We start from the raw sequence: 17,176 nt of genomic DNA, 5'->3' as shown, positions 1-17,176 counted from the left end.
CACCGCAGTCAGGGTCCGGTCGGTACGGCCGCTCGGCAGATGGCTCGCAGGCGGTCGCCGACCGGGCGCAGTCGCGGGTCGTTTATCTCATTCAGGATAGTCAATGCCTCGGCGCACGTCGCGCGGGCGCGCGTGTGGTCGCCCGCCGCTGCGAGCGCGTCCGCGAGTGCTGTCAAGGCGTGGCAGCGGCGGCGGGAGTCGGCCAGGTCGGCGCTCAGGGAGGTCGCCCGGTCGGCGTCGTGGATGGCCCCGTCCATCGAGCCCAGCCTGCGTCTGATGTCCGCCACGGTGATGAGCGCATCGCACAGGCCCGGATCGTCTCTGGCCTGGCTGTGGAAGTCCAACGCCCGCTCGCCGTGCGCGAGCGCGCGGACGAGTTCGCCGGTTTCGAGGTGCAGTGCGGCGAGGGCGGCGTGGACCGTTCCTTGGCCCCGCAACGATCCCATCCGTTCTCGGATGTCGAGCGCTGCGGTGTAGTGGGTTGTCGCGTCGCTGTACTGGCCCATGTGGCGAAGGTCGTCACCGAGCTTGTGTCGCGCGGATGCCTCGCCCATGGCGTTTCCGGCGGCGCGGCAGGCGGCGAGAACCGAGCCGTGCAGCCGTGCAGCCAAAGCGGCGTCACCGCTGCTGAGGTGGACCGACGCCAGGTTGTGCAGGCACATCGTCTCCTTCTCGACGTCGCCGAACCGGCGGGCCAGCTGGAGTGCCTTGTCGAGCGTTGCCACGGCGTTGGGGTAGTCGTGCAGCGCCAGGTACATGACGCCGAGGTTGTTCAGGGTACCGACCTGGGCGATCTTGCTGCCGTCACGTTCGGCGGCGGCGTACGCCGTTTCCAGCAGCGGCAGGGCCTCCTCCAGGTGACCGCGTCGTTGCAGGGTCTCCAGCAGCACCTGGGGCAGCTGCCAGGCGTGCCGGTCGAACCCATGGCGAGCCGCCCACAGGCTCGCTGCGCTGAGGTTCTCCCGCTCCGATTCGCACCATGCCATCGCCTCGCCGTCGGTGGCGAACGTCCGGGGCGTTACGCCGACGGGTGCCGGGAGGTCCGGGACGGCCTCGCGATCGGGCACCAGCATGGTCAGCGCGTTGGCGCCGGACAGCACCGACCAGTCCAGCAGCCGCCGCAGCGCGGCGGTGCGCGTGTCCTCCGAGTCCTCTTCGGCGGCCCGATCGGCCGCGAACCGGCGCAGCAGGTCGTGCAGCCGGTAGCGGCGAGCGGTGTCGTGGTTGATCAGGTACATCCTGGCCAGGCTGTTGAGCTGCTGTTCCGCATGTACGGCATCAGTACCGAGCAGTGCGGCCGCGGATTCCGGGCCGAGGGTCGGACCTGGCTGCAGCCCGAGGAGGCGGAAGAGCCGCGCGATGTCGGGGGCGAGGGCACGGTACGACCACGCGAACACGGTCTGCAGGCTGGCGGCCTCGTCGTCCTCCCCGCCGGTGCTGAACAGCTGGCTGGTGAGCTCGCCGGCAAGGTCGACGAGCGCCGCCCGCGGTCGCTCGGCAATGTGCTCGCCGATGATCCGCAGCGCCAGCGGCAGGCCGGCGGACAGTCGGGCGAGGGCGCCGACGGCGTCGGGCTCCGCCCGGGCCCGCGCGTCGCCGATCGTCCGAAGGAGCAGGGTCAGGCCGTCTGTCTCGGGCAACGGTTGGACGGTGATGCTCGGAATGCCGTCGCGGACGCTGAGACCGCGCAGTCGCGTCCGGCTGGTGATCAGCGTGACGCACCCGGCGGCGGTCGGGATGAGCGGACGGGCCTGGTTGGCGTCCCGGACGTCGTCGAGCAGAATGAGCATTCGCCGGTCGGCGAGGAGTTGGTTGTACCGGCTGCGGCGCTGTTCCAAGCCGGTGGGCATCCGGTCGGGCGGCACGTCGAGGGCGCTCAGGAAGCGGCCGAGAGCGTCCTCCGGGTCCACCGCCGCCGTTGGCCCGTATGCGTGGGCATTGAGATACAGGTTGCCGTCCGGGAACCGGTGACGTTGGCGATAGGCCCAATGTACGGCCAGGGTCGTCTTGCCGACGCCCGGCATACCGCTGATCGCCACCACGTTGGTCGTCGCGCTTTCCGGTGCGGTAAGCGTGCCGATTTCGGCGAGCAACTGCTCGTGCCCCACGAAATCGCCGATGTCCTTGGGAAGCTCCTGCGGTGGGGCGGTACATCCTGATTCCTCGACCTGGGCAGCCGGCGCACCCACTCGGTCCTTCGCCCGAACAGAGCGCGGCAACTCGACGGCCGGTTCGGCCCGCAGGTGCTGACGGAAGTGGCGCCGGAAGTTTCGCAGGAACGAGCGCGCCTCCTGCTCCCGGCCGGCACCGGACAGCGCGGTCACCCACAGCTGGGCGAGCGTTTCGTCGAGATCGTTGGCCCGCATGAGCGGCTCGATCTCGGCGAGCGCCCGATGGTGCTGGCCGAGCCGCAATCGATTGACGGCGAGGAGTTTTTGAGCATCGAGCAACGCGGTGTTCATGTGCCGGCGAAGGTCGTCCGCGCGCACGGTGCGCAGGTCAGCCAGCGGCTCGTCCCGCCAGAGGCGCATCGCATTACCCAGCGCCTCTACCGCGGCGTCGTACCGGTGGCGTTGCGCGGCGTCCCGACCTTGTACGACGAGCAACTGAAACCGATGGAAATCGACGAGGCCCGGATCGATATCGAGCCGGTACGCACCGGTGCCCGGCGTGCGGAGCAAGGTCTCACCGAGGCCGGCCCGGCCGAGCGCAGCACGGGTCCGACTGATCATCGAGTACAGACTTGCCCGGCGGGCCGCTCGATCCTGGCGGTTCCAAAGGTGTTCGACTATCGTATCGACCCGAACGGGTTCGCCGGCGTGATAGAGCAGCAGGGCGAGCATGCCCCGCTGCTTTGCGGCGCCGAGCGGAATCGATTGCCCATCGACGCGCAGCGCGGTCGGACCGAGTATGACGAAGTTCATCCGGCTCCTCCGCTCGTCCTCGAGTCGCGTCCTCAGTGTGTTCCCGATACGGGCTCCCGACCAGCCGGCGTGCACATAAGCTGAGATCCGACACGACCCTGTCCAGCCGGTGCCAAGCGGATTGCAAGGCGGTTCGCAATATCGCGGACAAGCGGCTCGGCGCACGCTGCCCACATCGCGAAGGTTCTCGCCAAGGGGGTGGTGTCGGTGGCCGCGAACGACTGGCCTCGAATGCCGATCGGTATTGACGCATCAAGATGGTTGAGCCGGCCGGGGTGTAGGAATGTCCTGATCGTCGCGCACACGGTCGTGAGCTGCATGAGAATCCTCGACACCATCGATCAAATGGAATCTGATTCACGGATTCAATTCGCTTTCACGGTCGCACCGGACGTGTTCAACCACACGGTCCCGCAGTTTCTGGCCGAGCTCGGCGCGTGTGTTCTGCCCTGGGAGCAGGCGACCCGCCACCGCTTCGACCTGGCGTTGGCGGCGGCCTACGGCGGGCTCGACGAGCTGCATGCGCCGCTTGTCCTCATGGCACACGGTGCCGGGTGGGGCAAGCTGGCCCACCCGCAACGGATCGGCGGCGGCCCGGTCCTCGCCGGCCCGGTGGTCTACGGGCTGGACAGTCCGCGGCTGACCCGCAACGGCCGCGTGCTGGCATCGGCGCTGATCCTCGCCCACGAGCGCGACCGCGAAACCCTGCGCCGCCAATGCCCGGAGGCCCTCGAAGTCGCGGTGCTGGCGGGCGACCCGTGCCTCGACCGGCTGGTCGCGAGCCTGCCGTTGCGGCCGCGCTACCGCGACTCGCTCGCCGTACCGGCCGGGCACCGGCTCGTCGTGGTCGCCTCGACGTGGGGCACCGACGGACTCTTCGGCGGCGAACCGGATCTGCTGCCTCGGCTGCTCAACCAGTTGCCGGCCGGCGAGTTCCGGGTCGCCGCGCTGCTGCATCCGGCGGTGTGGAGCGCGCATGGGCGGCGCCAGGTCCTGGCCTGGCTGCGCGACTGCCGCGACGCCGGGCTGATCGTGCTGGACCCGACGGCCGACTGGCGAAGTCTCGTCGTGGCCGCGGACTGCATCGTCGGTGACCACGGCTCCGTCACCGCGTACGCCGCCGCCGTCGGGCGGCCGATCCTGCAGGTCGGCGGTCCACGCCCGGCGACCGCTCCCGGTTCGGCGCAGGAGTTCGTCGCCGCCCGCGCGGAGCGGCTCGACCCGAACCGCCCGCTGCTGCCGCAACTGCGGCATGCGCGGCCGGTCGACCCGCCGGCCGTCACCGCCGCGCTGACCTCGCGCCCGGGGCAGGCGGGGCGGCTGATCCGCCGGGCGATGTACGAGATGCTGCAGCTGAGCGAGCCGGGTCGGCACAGGATGCCGGCTCCGGTCCCGGTGCCCCGGATCCTTGATGCCAGGGTCGGGGCGTGGGCGTCATGAGCTAGTGGACCAGTCGGAGCTCGGCGCGCACGGCGGACGCGCGGGGCGAGCCGGCGGCGGCGAACAGCTCCACCGCCGCAAGGTAGCGCCGCCGGGCCGCTCGAGCGTCGCCGCGCCGCCGCGCGATCCGGCCGAGCAGCGCCAGCGCCTCGGCCTGCTCGTGTACCGCGCCGAGGTCGCGCATGCTGTGCGCGGCCTCGACTGCGGCCCGCTCTGCCGCAGAGAAGTCGCCGAGAGACAGCAAAGCGCTGGCAAGCCCGAGCGTTGCGCGCACCCCGTTGTACGGATCGGTCTCGGTCAGGCCACTGAACACCGCTCGCGCCTCGCGCAGCAGCGCGACCGCCTCCGCCGTCCGGCCGAGCCTGGGCAACAGCGTGCCCAGGCTGATGAGGGTCAGGCCGATGCTCCTTGGCTCGCCGATCCGGCGGTTTCCGGCGAGCACGGCGAACAGGACGGCGGCCGCCCGCTGCTCGCGGCCCGAGTCGCGGTACACGCAGGCGAGTGATTCCTGCGCGTCGAGCCGCCCGCGGGCGTCTCCGGCCTCGCTGTACTTCTGTACTGCCGCAAGCGTGGACGACTCCGCAGCGTTGTGGTCGCCGAGCTTCCCCTGCACTCGGCCGAGCCGCCGCAGCATCACCGCCTCGGCCCAGGCGTCGCCCCACAGCCGCGCCGCTGCCACGCCACGGCCGTCGACCTCCAGCCGTTCCCGCAGCGGCGGCTTGGCGAACAGCAGCACCGGCCAGAGCACATCGCACAGCTGCCAGGCCAGCGCCGGGTGCCCGGACTCCAACGCGACCCGGCCGGCCGCCACGAGATTGCCCCACTCCCGCTCCAGCCAGCGCAGCGCGTCGCTGCGGTTGCCAAACCGGGGAAGACCCCCCGACTCGGTCGCCGGCGTGTAGGGCGGTCGCCTGCGGTACGGCGTCAGCACAGCGTCGGCGCGGCCGGCCGCCGCGAGGTACCACTCGGTCATGGTCATCAGCGCGGTGTTCCGGTCCGCGTCGGTGTCGTCCATCCGCGCCTTCATCCTGGCGTGCAGGCGAATCAGGTCGTGAAACCCGAATCGATCCTCGTCGCGCTCCTCCAGGAGGCTCGCCCGCAGCAGCACTTCGACCGGCGCCGGTTCGCCGGAGTGTCCGATCGCGACCGTGAGCGCGTCGACGATTCCCATCCCGAACTCGACGCCGGGGTGCAGGCTCAACCGGCGATACAACGTCGCTGCGTCAGGGCTGAGGTAACGGTATGACAGGTCGAATGTCGCACGCACCGACAGTCCTTCGGGCGCGGCAAGACCGTCGAGCCGGGTCGTTTCGTCGGCGAGCTCCGCGGCCACCCGCGCAAGCGACAGTTTGGGTCGCGCCGCAAGCCGCGCCGCGGCCACGTTCAGCGCGAGCGGCAGCCCGCCGCAAATCTCGGCGAGTTCCACGGCCCGATCACCTTCGCGGTTGATTCTGGCCGCTCCCACGGCGCGCGAGAGCAGCGTGACCGAGTCGCGGGCGCACAGCGGTGTCACGTCCATGATCCGGGCGCCGTCGGCGACGAGCTCGGCGAGGCGGCTGCGGCTGGTCACCAGGACCGCGTTCGTCGCCGAGGCGGGCAGGAGCGGCCGCACCTGCCCGGCGGAGCGCGCATTGTCGAGCACCACCAGCAGGGATCGGTCGGCGGTGATGGAGCGATACAGTGTCGACTGTTCGGCAATCGTCGCGGGAATGTGCTCGGGCGCGACCCCCAGGCCGCGCAGGAACGTGGTCAGTGCCGCACCGGGATCGACCGGCTCGTTGTCGCTGAAGCCATCGAGGTTGATGTACATCTGCCCGTCCGGAAATCGGTGCTGAACGCTGTGCGCCCAGTGCAGCGCCAATGCGCTCTTGCCGATTCCACCCGGCCCGGTGAGCACCGCGAACGTCATGTTGTCGCGGTCGAACACCGCGTCCAGTTGCGCCAGCTCCATGATCCGGCTGGTGAAGTACGGCGCCGGTGCTGGTAACTGGCGCGGCGCCGGGGATCGGGGCAACGCCTGGTGAAAATGCACGGCTCGAATCGATCCGGCCTGCACCATGGGCCCGACGACCGTCCCGGAAAGGTCGTTCAGCGTGTCCGCCGAAGGGCGGTCCACGGGCTCAGAGGGAGATATCGCCATGAACGTCTCTGGCCTGAACAACCTTGTGCGCCGTGCCGCTGACGTGATTGACGACCAGCCCGCGCTCGGGGGCTTCGCGGTCAGCGGGATGAGTGATCACCCGGTCAAGGGCGGTTGCCCGCCCACCGCCCGCCGCCCGGCGACGCCGAATCATGCCGATCAGGGCGGCGATGGCATTCCTGCCACCCTCGGCGACGGCCTCGGCGCCCTTCGTGGCCAGCGTCGTCGCGATAGCCAGCACAATGTCGGGCATCGAACCTCCAGGCCGTCGATCCCGCTCACACACGCCTCACTCTAAGAGTGACTGTAGCGCTTCACAGCGCAACATTGACCTCGGCGAATCAGTGTGTTTCCTGGTGTTGACCTGGTCATGTCGCAGTACGCGCTCGGAATGTGCCCCTTGGCGCCATCTTCATAAACCGAAAGTCCGGGCAGCTGTCATATAGCCACATGGTTGGTGGCCGACCGACCGTGATCGCGTGGCATCGTCCCACGCTGAACCCCTCGCAAGATCTCAAGGGGGCCCGTGACGACACCACGAAAGGACAGCCTACGTGCGTGCAAGTCGGTCCGGTTTCTCACGGTTTGCGATGTATCTCGTCAGCCATCCGGCCGCCTATTTTCCCCTGCTCATCATCGGCGTGGCCGCATGCTGGATCTGGACCTGACGAACACTCCGACCACCGCGGGGTCGTCCCGCAGGCGTCTGCGCCTGCGGGACGACACCCTTGACGTGCCGATACTGACCGCGCTCGTGCCGCCGTTGTACAGCTCGACGGTGTCGGCGCCGTCCGAGGTCACCTCGTTGATCCGCACCTTGCTCGCGGCCGGGGTCGTCGCCGGGCACCCGGAGCGTTCGCGGCGCCAAACGTCGTCGCGGTCGTCGTAGGTCAGGCACGGGCACCTCACCGGAGAGACTCGTGCCGCCAACGGCGGTAGGCGCGCGCCGTGCGGGCCGGACCCGACTGTCCGTACGGTCCGGGCTGTCCCTTCACCCGCCCCGTTCCGGCTGTCGCGCGGCCATGCACGCCGAACGATGCACGCGTCAGGCTCAGCGGCACATACGGCCGGGGATCGCCCTCAGTGCAGTGGGCTTGACCGGCGCGGACCGTGACCGGCCGCGAGAGGTGCAACCGTCAGCCGGGCCCTCGAAAGCACCATGACGAGATGAGGCGGTGTGGAGTTCGCGATCCTCGGGCCGCTCGCGGTGACCGACGGCGGGCGGCCGGTGCCGGTCGGCGGGCCGCGCGCGCAGCGGGCGCTCGCCGGGCTCATTCTGCACGCCGGGCAGGTGGTGAGCATCGAGGCGCTCGTCGGCTTCGTCTTGGGACGACCCGCCGCCGACGGCCCGCCAGCAGATCCACACCGTGGCCTACCGGCTGCGCCGGCCGCTCGGCGAGGTGCTGCACACCGACGGGGCCGCCCACCGGCTGGACCTGGCGGCGGTCCGGCTCGACGCCGCCGATTTCTCCGCGGCGGTACAGCGGGGCGCATGAGGCACTGGGTGTACTGCTGCGGCGCCTCGGACTGCGCCCGCCCGACGACCCGGACGAGCGGTCCGAGCTGTGGCAGGAGCATCTGCGCGGGCGCCGCGGCGTCATCGTGCTCGACAACGCCGGCGGCGCGGCCCAGGTCGAACCGCTCCTGCCGCACGGCAGCCCCAGCGTCGTGCTCGTGACCAGCCGGACCCGCCTGGCCCCGATCGACGACGCCACCTCCCGGTCGCTGGAGCCGCTCGGCGCGGCGGCCGGCGTGGAGCTGCGGCGGGCGACGACCGACGAGCGCGTCGACGCCGACCCGCCGGCCGCGCGGGCCGCCCGGGCCCGCGCGGAGGCGGAGTTCGCCGCGCTCGGCCTGCCCCCCGATGTCGTCCGGGGCATGCCGGCCGGCTGAGGCTTGCTCAGAGGTGCCGCCCGGTCTGCACGAACGGCATGCCGTGGTGGTTGGTCTGGGCCAGCCGGCTGTTGAGGTTGCCGGCGCTGGCGATCTTGTCGTGGTACGCCTCGCGCCGGCGGGCGACGCACCCGGTCGGCTTGTCGCTGGCCGAGACCAGGTCCGGGTCGAGGTGGGTGTTGAGCCCGTCGCGCAGCAGCATGAGCGCCTCGGCCCGCAGCTGCGACACGCGCGACTCGGTGACGCCGAGCTCGTGCGCGATCTCCATCATCGGGCGCTCCTGGAAGAAGTACCCCTTGACGACCTTCCCGAGCCGCTCCGGCAGCGCCTCGACGGCGTTGTGCAGGTACCCGATCCGCTCCCGGTGCAGGATCAGGTCCTCCGGTCCGGCGGCCCGCTCCGGCACCATGTCCTCGGCGCTGCCCGCGGCGAAGCCCTGCAGCGACAGCACGGCGGCCCGCTGCACGTCGTCGTCGATCGCCTGCAGCTCGTCGACGCTCACCCCGAGCGCCTCGGCGAGCTCGGAGTTCGTCGGGGTGCGCCCGAGCGCCGCGGTCAGCTCCTGTTGCATCGCGTCGACCTGCCGCGCCCGGGCCCGCACCGAGCGGCTCGCCCAGTCCAGTCCCCGCAGCTCGTCCAGGATCGCGCCCCGGATGCGGGTCGTGGCAAAGCTGCCGAACGGGATGCCCCGGCTCGGGTCGAACGCCTTGGCGGCGCCGGCCAGGGCCGCCATGCCGGCGGAGACCAGGTCCTCGCGGCTGACGTGGGCAGGCAGGCGGCCGAGCGTCTGGCGCACCAGATGCCCGACGAGCGGCAGGTGCTCGCGGATCAGGTCCTCGAGCTCGCGGCCTTCCAACTGGACCTTGAGCGTGGCACCCTCAAGGGTCGTTGTCATCGGTTCCCCCTCGTGTCCGGGTGGACCCCGTGCAGGCGGTCCACCTGCTGACACGAAGAACTTTCGACTACTTAGGGTGCCGAGGCCGTCACTTTCGGGTGCATCTTGGTTGCGAGACGGTGAGACTCCTCAAGGCGCGGCGTGTCGCTCAACGCGCCGAAGCGTTCGTACACCGGTACAGTCGCGCCCGATGAACCTTGTGCCTCTCGCGCCCCGCCTGCGCCGCGCCGCCCGCCACGAGTTCGGCTGGGAAGAGCTCCGCCCCGGGCAGCTTCCGCCGATGCGCGCCCTGCTCAAGAAGCGTGACGCCCTGGTGGTGTTACCCACCGGCGGCGGAAAATCCGCCATCTACCAGGTCCCGGCCACGCTGCTGCCGGGACCGACCATTGTCATCTCACCACTGCTGGCCCTCCAGCAGGACCAGATCGCCGGGCTCAACCGCCGCCGCGAGGGCCAGGCCGTGCGGATCAGCTCCGCGGAGACGCCCAACCAGCAGCGCAAGGCGCTGGAGGCGATCGCCGCCGGGACCGCGCGCTTCCTGTTCATCACGCCCGAGCAGCTGGGCAACCCGGAGCGCCTGGCCGAGGTGAAGGCGCTGCGGCCGGCGCTCGTGGCCGTGGACGAGGCGCACTGCGTGTCGGCCTGGGGGTACGACTTCCGGCCCGATTATCTGCAGCTGGGGCACCTCATCCGCGAGCTCGGCCGGCCGCCCGTGGTGGCGCTGACCGCGACCGCCTCGCCGCCGGTGCGCGCCGACATCACCGCGTCGCTCGGGCTGCGCGACCCGTTCACGCTCGTCGCCGGCCTGGACCGGGCCAACCTCGAGCTGGCCGCCGTGCACTGCACCAGCGACGAGCAGCGCTGGCAGCGCCTGGTCAACCAGATCCAGAAAGAGCCGAAACCCGGGATCGTGTACGCCCCGACGCGCGCGATCGCCGAACAGTTCGCCGAGCGCCTCGCCGAGCGCGGCGTCGAGGCCGTCGCCTTCCACGCCGGCCTGGCCGCGGGCGAGCGCAAGCGCCGCTACGAGGACTTCATGGCCGACCGCATCCCGGTCATGGTCGCCACCAGCGCGTTCGGCATGGGCGTGGACAAGCCCAACATCCGCTGGGTGCACCACGTGGCCCTGCCGGACTCCCCCGACAGCTACCTGCAGGAGATCGGCCGCGCCGGCCGGGACGGCGAGCCGGCCCGCACGATCCTGTACTTCCGGGCCGAGGACGTGGCCCTGCAGCGCTTCTTCGCCGCCGGCGCCCCGGACGCCAAGGAGCTCACGCAGCTCGCGGCCGCGCTGCGCGAGGGTCCCACCACCCGCACCGGCCTGGCCACCCGCAGCGGGCTGCCGTCGCGGAAGATCGCCTCGCTGCTGAGCCTGCTCGAGCAGGTGGGCGCCGTCGAGGTGGGCGCGGGCAACAAGCTCAGCGCGGGCCGCTACGCGCCGCCGCCGGCCGAGGCCGCGCGCCTCGCCCTGGCCCAGTTCGAGCGGCAGCAGACGCTGCGCCGCTCGCGGATCGACATGATGCGCCAGTACGCCGAGAGCGCCAACTGCCGCGGCAACGCCCTGCTGGCGTACTTCGGCGAGCAGGCCGAGCGCGCCTGCGGCCACTGCGACAACTGCGCTAACGGCACCGTCGTGGTGGACCCGGTGGTGCCGAAGCTGAAGTGGTACCAGAAGCTGTTCCGCTCGCGGAAGCCCACGCCGGGCGCGGCGACGGCGACCGTGCCGGCCCAGGAGATCCGGGCCGACCCCGAGCGGCCGTTCCCCGTCTCCAGCGAGGTGCGGCACAACGCCTGGGGCACCGGGACCGTCATGGCGTACGAGCAGGATCGCGTCGTCATCCTCTTCGAGGAGGTCGGCTACAAGACGCTCTCGGTGCCGATCGTGCAGAAGTCGAAGCTGCTGGAGCCGGCGTAGCCCGGCGCGCACAGGGCACGCGGCATAGAGTCGGCCCATGACCCAGGTGCCCGCCGATCTCAAGGCCGCCAACCGCAAGCTCATCGACGAGTTCCGCGCCGCCGGCCGCCGCCTCGACGGCCGGCCGCTGCTCCTGCTCACCACTAAGGGGCGGCGCACCGGCGAGCCCTACACGACGCCGATGATGTACGTCCGGCTCGACGACCGGCTGCTCGTGATCGCCTCCGCCGCCGGGGCGCCGAAGCACCCCGACTGGTACCGCAACCTCGAGGCCGACCCGGCCGTCACCGTGGAGGTCGACGGCGAGGAGTACGCGGCGACGGCGCACGCCACCGAGGGCGCCGACCGTGACGCGCTGTTCGCCCGGATCGTCGAGCAGTACCCGTTCTTCGCCGACCACCAGTCCGGCATCGACCGAACGATCCCGGTGGTGCAACTCCAACCGGCGACCAAAAATGGCTGATCAGCTGTCATCTCGGGGATAGTTCGGGCCGACCGCGGCGGGCTACGCTCGCCGCCAACAGCTTGAACAACGCGTCGACAGGCCGGTGGCACGTTTCCGGGATTTCCCGCCAGGGAGCCCCGCGTACGGTGATCAGCGTCAGGCCGGGCACCACATAGCCAGATCCCAGGGCCAATCACCGAGCAGCATCCCCGAGAGGAACCAACATGAGCGACTACGACACCGGCGACGCGGGCGACACCGGCACCGACTACGGCCACTACGAGGCCGGCGAGCAGCACGACGCCCTCGACCAGCTGCACCAGGCCCACGGTTCCGAGGCCGACGCCCAGTCGCAGTTCGGCGTGTACGAGAACGACCACCACGCCGACACCTCGACCGACTTCTCGCAGGGTCACCACACCGAGTTCGACCAGGGCCCGGCCGTGCACTACGAGTCGGACGACTACACCAACTACAGCCACAACGCCAGCGAGGACGACCACGTCTTCGCCGCCGAGGGCTCGGAGAGCTCGCACCAGGCCGAGTTCGCGGAGCTCGACGCCCTCGAGCAGCGCTTCGACGCCGCGTTCGCGCAGGGCACCGAGCTGCACCAGGGCGAGGGCGGCCAGGCCTCGCTCGGCCCGGCCAGCAGCTGAGCAACCGCTGCAACCGGAGGCCCGGTCGGCATCGCGCCGGCCGGGCCTCTCCGTGTTCACGCCATGCGCGGGCTCACGACCTGCGCGGGCTTCACGACCTGCGCGGGCCGAGCTTGCTCAGGACATCAGCGAGTTGAGCTCGCCGAAGTCGTAGGCGTCGGCCAGCGAACCGTAGGTGCCGGTCGTGTACGCCTCGCGGGCGGCCCGGCGGGCCAGGGCGTAGGCGGCCTCGGCGACCCACGAGCCCAGGCTCACCCGGGCCACGCCCAGCGCCGCGAGCTCGGCCACCGCCGGCGTGCCCGCCTGCGCCAGGACGTTCAGCGGGGCCGGGATCGCCTTGGCCAGCGCCGCGATCGTGTCGGCGTCGGCGACGCCGGGCACGAAGATGCCGGTCGCGCCGGCGGTCAGGTACGCCTCCGCGCGCGCCACCGTCTGCTCGGGCGCGCCGCGGAAGTACGTGTCGACGCGCGCGTTGATGTAGAGCTCCATGCCGGCGTCGTCGGCCGCGCCGCGCGCCGCCGCGATGCGCTCCTGCTGCTCGGCGACCGCCCGCAGGCCCGGCGTCGCGCCGCGCTCGGTGTCCTCGAGGTTGATGCCGACCGCGCCGGCCTCGAGCACGCCCCGGATGGTGACGGCGACCTCGGCCGGCGTCTCGCCGAAGCCGGACTCGATGTCGGCGGTCACCGGCAGCTCGGCCGGCACGGCGCGCACGATGCGCGCGAGGTGCTCCAGCGCCGCGTCGCGGGTCAGCGCGTCGCCGTCCGGCGAGCCGAGCGTCCACGCGACCCCGGCCGAGGTGGTCGCGATCGCCGGCGCGCCCGACGCGGCGATGACGCGGGCCGACGCGGCGTCCCAGGCGTTGACGAGCACGAGCGGTGCGGATGCGGAGTGCAGGGCCCGGAAGCGGGCGGCGCGGTTGGTCATGCCGGCCATTGTTCCGCCCAGCCGGCGTCCACACCCACCGGGCGGCTTGCCAGGCAGCCCTACTCTCATGGCACTCGTCCAGGCTTGCGTACACGGGGAGATACGCCATGGAGTCTGACCAGCACGTGCCGGCACCGCCCGACGACGAGGAGTTTGCTGCACCGCCTACGGCTGCCGGTCCGCCGCCGTTGGCGATGGTCGGCGTGATCAGCGCCGTCCTGGCGCCGATCGCCGCCGCGCTGACGCTGCTGATCTTCTTCCGGTTCGGCCGGGTCACCGAGCCCGCCACCGCGGATGTGCAGAGCGCCAACCGCCTGTTCACCGCGGCTCGAATCGTCGTGCCGACGCTCGCGCTGTTCGGCGCCGTGTACGTGTTCGTGGCCTGGCGCCGGGTGCGGTGGTCCGTGCTGCGCGGGCTGGGCGCGGCCCTGCTGTCGCTCAACCTGGTGGCGGCCGCCGGCTTCGGCCTGTTCGTGCGCCTCCGCACGGACATCTTCGACCACTCCGAGCACCGGACGTGCGGGTTGAGCAAAACCACGTCCGGTGTCGTTCTGCAGCTGCAGTGCACCCTCACGGCGACCAATGCGCCGACGTCCACGCTCACCCTGCACTGGACGGGCATCAGCGATCCACCGGGCGCCGTGTTCGAGCCCGCCTCCGGAACGCTGGCGCCGGGCGAGACCTCGCCGAGCATCTCGATCGACGCCGGCACCCGGTGCCCCATCGTGTTCATCCTGCGCGACGAGCGGCAGGGCAAGGAGATCCGCAGCCCCTTCGTCGGCTGCCGCTGACGCGCGGGCCGGTTGTTTACGGGCCCGGGCGGCGGGTAGCCGCCCGGGCCATGAACCTGGTCCTCGTCGCCACGGCCGGCGACGTCGGCGCCGACGTGCTGCGGCGGCTGCGCGCCGACGGGGTGCCCGCGCGCGGGCTGGTCCACCACGACAGCGAGCGCGCCGGCGCGCTGCGCCGCATCGGCGTGGAGGTCGTCGTCGGCGACCTCACCCGGCCCGACAGCGTGGACGCCGCGCTCGAGGGCGTCGACCGGATGCTGTTCGCGATGCCGGTCTCCCCCGACCACCTGCTGGCCGCCACGGTGGTGGCGACGGTCGCGAAGGCCCGGGGCGAACTGCGCGCGCTCGTCGGCCTGTCGCAGATGACGGTGTCGCAGATGACCGCCACGAGCACCGCGGAGTCGAACCAGCAGCGGCTGCACTGGCTGGCCGAGCAGGTGTTCAACTGGTCCGGCCTGCCCGTGGTACACCTGCGGCCCACGGCTTTTCTCGACAACCCGCTGTTCACGTCCCTCGCGGCCGCGTCGATCCGCCGGGACGGCGTGATCGAGCTGCCGTTCGGCTCCGGGCGCACGTCGCCGATCGCCGTGGACGACGTGGCGCGGGTGGCCGCCACGGTGCTGCGCGACCCCGACCCGCACATCGGGCGCGTCTACGAGCTGACCGGCCCGCGCCCGATCGACATGGAGGAGCTCGCCGCCGAGTTCTCCCGCGCGCTGGGCCGGTCGATCGCCTACGTGGACGTCCCGATCGATCGCTGGCGCGCCGATTTCCTCGCCAGGGCGGGGCTGCCCCCGCACACGGAGCAGCACGTGTACACCATGGCGCGCCTGCATCGCGAGAACCGCTACGACCGGGCCTCCGGCGACGTCGAGCGCGTGACCGGCGAGCCGGCGGAGACCGTCGAGGCGTTCGTGGCCTCGCGCAAGGACCTGTACCTAGGCTGAGGTCAGGTCGGTCGAGCGGCTGAGCTTCACCCAGGCGTCCAGCTCGGCGCCGATCCACGCCTGGTGTGCCCGGATCGCCTCGACCGCGTCGGAGCCCAGGGCGAGGCGCAGCGGCGCGTTCGGCGTGTCCAGCAGGGTCAGGATCGCCCGGGCGGCCAGCGCCGGGTCGCCGGGCTGGGTGCCGTCCATGGACTCGACGGCGGCCCGGGTCGCGGCGGTCGTCTTGGCGTACGCGGGCAGGGCTGGCGAGCGGTGCAGCCGCGTGCCGCCGAACGCCGTGCGGAACGCGCCGAGACGGTGGCCGCCTGGCGCACGCCCCACCCGGCGGCCGAGCGCCTCGTGGCGATCCTGGCCCGACGGGGCGCCGGCGAGGATCTCACCGCCGCGGGCTGAACGCATTAGGGCCTTCCGGATGGTGTCCTTCCGCCCTGGTCCGCGTCACAATGCACACCGTGACCCTGCCAGTCCCCTACAGCGGCGCTCCGGCGTACAACGGCCCCGACGTCCTGATCGGCGACGTGCGCGTGGACGGCGTGGCGATCTACACCCCGGTCGGCGTGTGGCCGATCCAGGGCAGCCGGTGGATGGTGCTCTCGCAGCCGATCCCGCTCACGACCACGGCCGGCTGGGGCATCGGGCTCGCCGTCACGTGCACCGTCCTGGGCGTCATCATGGCCCCGTTCACCTGCGGCCTGAGCCTGTTCCTGCTGTTCGGCCTGTTCTTCCTGACCGCGAAGACGCACACGATGTCGGGCCCGCTCATCGTGTCGATCCAGTCCGGGCCGTACCACTACATGGCCCAGGAGCTCGTGTACTCCCCGCTGCACGCGGCCGAGGCCCTGCAGCGGGTGAACTTCGCGCAGGCCCTCGCCAACCGCTGACGGCCTCAGCCCTCGCCGAAGGCGTCGTACCCGGCCAGCAGGTGCGCCCGGGTGCCGCTCAGGTGCGACTCGATGTCGCCGGCCCGGGCCAGGGCGATCCCGTCCGGCTCCAGCCCCGACACGCGCAGCAGCAGCCCCGGCACCTCGTCGAGGATCGCCAGCCAGCCGCGCCCGAGGGAGTCGCCGAGCGGCTCGTCCGGCCAACGGGAGAACTCCCGCGGTACGCCGTCCACGGCGATGGTGACCCGCTCCGGCGCCGGGCTGGACGCGGCCCGCAGCGCCCGTTCGGCGGCCCGCCGGTCGGCCGGCGCGCCGCCGGCGGCGGCCGCCACGCGCAGGTCGATGAGCAGCGGCATGGGCGGGCCGGCGGTGGTGATCACCTCGACCCAGCCGCTCCCGCCTCCGGCCGGTCGCTCCGGCGCACCGAACAGCAGGCCGGCGTGCATGAGCCGATCGTCCTCCCAGCCCCACACGCCGAGGCGGCAGGGGCCGCTCCAGCCGATCGGGCCGTAGAGCGGCAGGGTCGTGGCGCTCGCGCGGATGCGGTTCGCCTGCTGGTCGATCAGCGCGGTGAACTCGATCCGGTTGAGTCTGCCCCCGTATCGCATGGGACCGATCGTGCCGCATCGGGCACCCCCGGAGGGCCTCCCGCATCCCTAACCGGGACCCCCTTCATTTGCAAGTTGCGGTAAGGGGCCGGCGGCCTTCCAGGGGTCTTCGCCACGCACCGCATCGCGTCCGGCTACGGGCAGTACTGCCGTCCACGTTGCGGACGGAGCCGTCCGATAGATGGGAGGGTCAGACGACCTCTTCGATCTTCGCGGTGGCCACGTCGAAGATGAAGCCGCGCACGTCCTCGCGGTGCGGCAGCCACGGGCACTCGCGCACCGTGCGGATCGACGAGCGCATGGTGTCGTGCAGGTCGGTGAAGCCGGGCACGTCCCAGGTCGGGGTCACGCCGGTCTCGGCGAGGGTCGCGCGGAACTCCTCGTCGTCGAAGTTCTCCATGCCGCACTCGGTGTGGTGGATGAGCACCACCTCGCGGGTGCCGAGCCTGCGCTGGCTGAGCGCGAGCGAGCGCAGCACCTCCTCCGTCGGCAGGCCGCCGGCGTTGCGGATGAGGTGGGCGTCGCCGATCTCCAGACCCAGCGCGCCGAAGAGATCCAGCCGCGAGTCCATGCAGGCGATGACGGTGAGGCGCAACTTCGGCCGCAGCGGCCGGGGGCCGGGGAAGGTCTCGGCGTAACGCGCGTTCGCGTGAATGAGATGGTCGATCGCGGACATAACCGAAGTGAAGCATGTCCTTCACCCGAACGGCTGATGTG

At 71.6% G+C, this 17,176-nt stretch carries 18 protein-coding genes; 10 read left to right on the top strand and 8 right to left on the bottom strand.

The features are described from left to right. Positions 1-8 precede the first annotated feature (8 nt). Positions 9-2,924, bottom strand: a complete 2,916-nt coding sequence (locus ACQEVU_RS04280) for an AfsR/SARP family transcriptional regulator (RefSeq protein ID WP_433320826.1) — start codon at positions 2,922-2,924, stop codon at positions 9-11. A 393-nt stretch (positions 2,925-3,317) separates the two neighbouring features. Here ACQEVU_RS04280 and ACQEVU_RS04275 point away from each other — a divergent pair, with 393 nt between their 5' ends. Continuing rightward, positions 3,318-4,364 (top strand): hypothetical protein, encoded by a 1,047-nt coding sequence (locus tag ACQEVU_RS04275; RefSeq protein ID WP_433320824.1) that lies wholly within the window; start codon positions 3,318-3,320, stop codon positions 4,362-4,364. Position 4,365: 1 nt separating this feature from the next. Here the strand turns inward: ACQEVU_RS04275 and ACQEVU_RS04270 are convergent, their stop codons facing one another. Further along, on the bottom strand, positions 4,366-6,480 hold the full coding sequence (locus tag ACQEVU_RS04270) for an ATP-binding protein (protein WP_433320821.1): 2,115 nt from the start codon (positions 6,478-6,480) through the stop codon (positions 4,366-4,368). A 4-nt stretch (positions 6,481-6,484) separates the two neighbouring features. Beyond that, positions 6,485-6,757, bottom strand: coding sequence for a hypothetical protein (locus ACQEVU_RS04265; protein WP_433320818.1), 273 nt, complete (start codon positions 6,755-6,757; stop codon positions 6,485-6,487). A 396-nt stretch (positions 6,758-7,153) separates the two neighbouring features. Between ACQEVU_RS04265 and ACQEVU_RS04260 the strand changes: the two genes are divergently transcribed. The 3 genes from ACQEVU_RS04260 (at position 7,154) to ACQEVU_RS04250 (ending at position 8,397) form a co-directional block, all read left to right on the top strand. After that, positions 7,154-7,393 (top strand): hypothetical protein, encoded by a 240-nt coding sequence (locus ACQEVU_RS04260; RefSeq protein ID WP_433320815.1) that lies wholly within the window; start codon positions 7,154-7,156, stop codon positions 7,391-7,393. Positions 7,394-7,871: 478 nt separating this feature from the next. Then, entirely contained in the window at positions 7,872-8,000 is a 129-nt protein-coding gene (locus tag ACQEVU_RS04255) for a hypothetical protein (protein WP_433320812.1), read from the top strand. Between the two features lie 106 nt (positions 8,001-8,106). Next, positions 8,107-8,397, top strand: coding sequence for a hypothetical protein (locus ACQEVU_RS04250; protein WP_433320809.1), 291 nt, complete (start codon positions 8,107-8,109; stop codon positions 8,395-8,397). A 7-nt stretch (positions 8,398-8,404) separates the two neighbouring features. Here the strand turns inward: ACQEVU_RS04250 and ACQEVU_RS04245 are convergent, their stop codons facing one another. Beyond that, positions 8,405-9,292 carry a sigma-70 family RNA polymerase sigma factor gene (locus ACQEVU_RS04245; protein ID WP_433320806.1) on the bottom strand — a complete coding sequence of 296 codons (888 nt, stop codon included), beginning with the start codon at positions 9,290-9,292 and terminating at the stop codon, positions 8,405-8,407. Between the two features lie 190 nt (positions 9,293-9,482). Between ACQEVU_RS04245 and ACQEVU_RS04240 the strand changes: the two genes are divergently transcribed. From ACQEVU_RS04240 to ACQEVU_RS04230, 3 genes are all read left to right on the top strand, one after another. Next, positions 9,483-11,207, top strand: coding sequence for a RecQ family ATP-dependent DNA helicase (locus ACQEVU_RS04240; protein WP_433320803.1), 1,725 nt, complete (start codon positions 9,483-9,485; stop codon positions 11,205-11,207). Between the two features lie 37 nt (positions 11,208-11,244). Further along, on the top strand, positions 11,245-11,670 hold the full coding sequence (locus tag ACQEVU_RS04235; RefSeq protein WP_433320800.1) for a nitroreductase family deazaflavin-dependent oxidoreductase: 426 nt from the start codon (positions 11,245-11,247) through the stop codon (positions 11,668-11,670). Positions 11,671-11,876: 206 nt separating this feature from the next. Further along, positions 11,877-12,308, top strand: coding sequence for a hypothetical protein (locus ACQEVU_RS04230; RefSeq protein WP_433320797.1), 432 nt, complete (start codon positions 11,877-11,879; stop codon positions 12,306-12,308). 117 nt (positions 12,309-12,425) lie between these two features. On the opposite strand, the gene ACQEVU_RS04225 is transcribed toward ACQEVU_RS04230, so the two are convergent. Beyond that, positions 12,426-13,232, bottom strand: coding sequence for an isocitrate lyase/PEP mutase family protein (locus ACQEVU_RS04225; protein ID WP_433320795.1), 807 nt, complete (start codon positions 13,230-13,232; stop codon positions 12,426-12,428). Between the two features lie 107 nt (positions 13,233-13,339). Here ACQEVU_RS04225 and ACQEVU_RS04220 point away from each other — a divergent pair, with 107 nt between their 5' ends. Then, complete coding sequence (locus ACQEVU_RS04220; RefSeq protein WP_433320792.1) at positions 13,340-14,023, top strand: hypothetical protein; 684 nt, start codon at positions 13,340-13,342, stop codon at positions 14,021-14,023. 50 nt (positions 14,024-14,073) lie between these two features. Next, the gene (locus tag ACQEVU_RS04215) at positions 14,074-14,970 is read left to right on the top strand and encodes an NAD(P)H-binding protein (RefSeq protein ID WP_433320789.1); all 897 of its coding nucleotides are present in this window, start codon (positions 14,074-14,076) and stop codon (positions 14,968-14,970) included. Here ACQEVU_RS04215 and ACQEVU_RS04210 read toward each other — a convergent pair. Beyond that, complete coding sequence (locus tag ACQEVU_RS04210) at positions 14,962-15,369, bottom strand: hypothetical protein (RefSeq protein ID WP_433320786.1); 408 nt, start codon at positions 15,367-15,369, stop codon at positions 14,962-14,964. The genes ACQEVU_RS04215 and ACQEVU_RS04210 overlap by 9 nt on opposite strands. A 53-nt stretch (positions 15,370-15,422) precedes the next feature. Between ACQEVU_RS04210 and ACQEVU_RS04205 the strand changes: the two genes are divergently transcribed. Then, positions 15,423-15,851 (top strand): hypothetical protein, encoded by a 429-nt coding sequence (locus ACQEVU_RS04205; protein WP_433320784.1) that lies wholly within the window; start codon positions 15,423-15,425, stop codon positions 15,849-15,851. Positions 15,852-15,856: 5 nt separating this feature from the next. Here ACQEVU_RS04205 and ACQEVU_RS04200 read toward each other — a convergent pair whose 3' ends face one another. Both ACQEVU_RS04200 and ACQEVU_RS04195 read right to left on the bottom strand, forming a co-directional pair. After that, positions 15,857-16,459: a hypothetical protein gene (locus ACQEVU_RS04200; protein ID WP_433320781.1), complete on the bottom strand. Its 603-nt coding sequence runs from the start codon at positions 16,457-16,459 to the stop codon at positions 15,857-15,859. Positions 16,460-16,649: 190 nt separating this feature from the next. After that, the gene (locus ACQEVU_RS04195; RefSeq protein WP_433320778.1) at positions 16,650-17,135 is read right to left on the bottom strand and encodes a beta-class carbonic anhydrase; all 486 of its coding nucleotides are present in this window, start codon (positions 17,133-17,135) and stop codon (positions 16,650-16,652) included. Positions 17,136-17,176 lie beyond the last annotated feature (41 nt).

The sequence above is a fragment of the Dactylosporangium sp. CA-139066 genome (genome assembly GCF_050936175.1).
Lineage (GTDB): Bacteria > Actinomycetota > Actinomycetes > Mycobacteriales > Micromonosporaceae > Dactylosporangium.
This window is presented reverse-complemented; position numbering and strand designations above follow the sequence as displayed.

Bases quoted from the DNA above. Each gene is read 5' to 3' on its own strand.
- ACQEVU_RS04280 (WP_433320826.1), bottom strand. From the start codon at position 2,924: ATGAACTTCGTCATACTCGGTCCGACCGCGCTGCGCGTCGATGGGCAA.
- ACQEVU_RS04265 (WP_433320818.1), bottom strand. From the start codon at position 6,757: ATGCCCGACATTGTGCTGGCTATCGCGACGACGCTGGCCACGAAGGGC.
- ACQEVU_RS04260 (WP_433320815.1), top strand. From the start codon at position 7,154: ATGCTGGATCTGGACCTGACGAACACTCCGACCACCGCGGGGTCGTCC.
- ACQEVU_RS04245 (WP_433320806.1), bottom strand. From the start codon at position 9,292: ATGACAACGACCCTTGAGGGTGCCACGCTCAAGGTCCAGTTGGAAGGC.
- ACQEVU_RS04240 (WP_433320803.1), top strand. From the start codon at position 9,483: ATGAACCTTGTGCCTCTCGCGCCCCGCCTGCGCCGCGCCGCCCGCCAC.
- ACQEVU_RS04235 (WP_433320800.1), top strand. From the start codon at position 11,245: ATGACCCAGGTGCCCGCCGATCTCAAGGCCGCCAACCGCAAGCTCATC.
- ACQEVU_RS04230 (WP_433320797.1), top strand. From the start codon at position 11,877: ATGAGCGACTACGACACCGGCGACGCGGGCGACACCGGCACCGACTAC.
- ACQEVU_RS04225 (WP_433320795.1), bottom strand. From the start codon at position 13,232: ATGACCAACCGCGCCGCCCGCTTCCGGGCCCTGCACTCCGCATCCGCA.
- ACQEVU_RS04220 (WP_433320792.1), top strand. From the start codon at position 13,340: ATGGAGTCTGACCAGCACGTGCCGGCACCGCCCGACGACGAGGAGTTT.
- ACQEVU_RS04215 (WP_433320789.1), top strand. From the start codon at position 14,074: ATGAACCTGGTCCTCGTCGCCACGGCCGGCGACGTCGGCGCCGACGTG.
- ACQEVU_RS04210 (WP_433320786.1), bottom strand. From the start codon at position 15,369: ATGCGTTCAGCCCGCGGCGGTGAGATCCTCGCCGGCGCCCCGTCGGGC.
- ACQEVU_RS04200 (WP_433320781.1), bottom strand. From the start codon at position 16,459: ATGCGATACGGGGGCAGACTCAACCGGATCGAGTTCACCGCGCTGATC.
- ACQEVU_RS04195 (WP_433320778.1), bottom strand. From the start codon at position 17,135: ATGTCCGCGATCGACCATCTCATTCACGCGAACGCGCGTTACGCCGAG.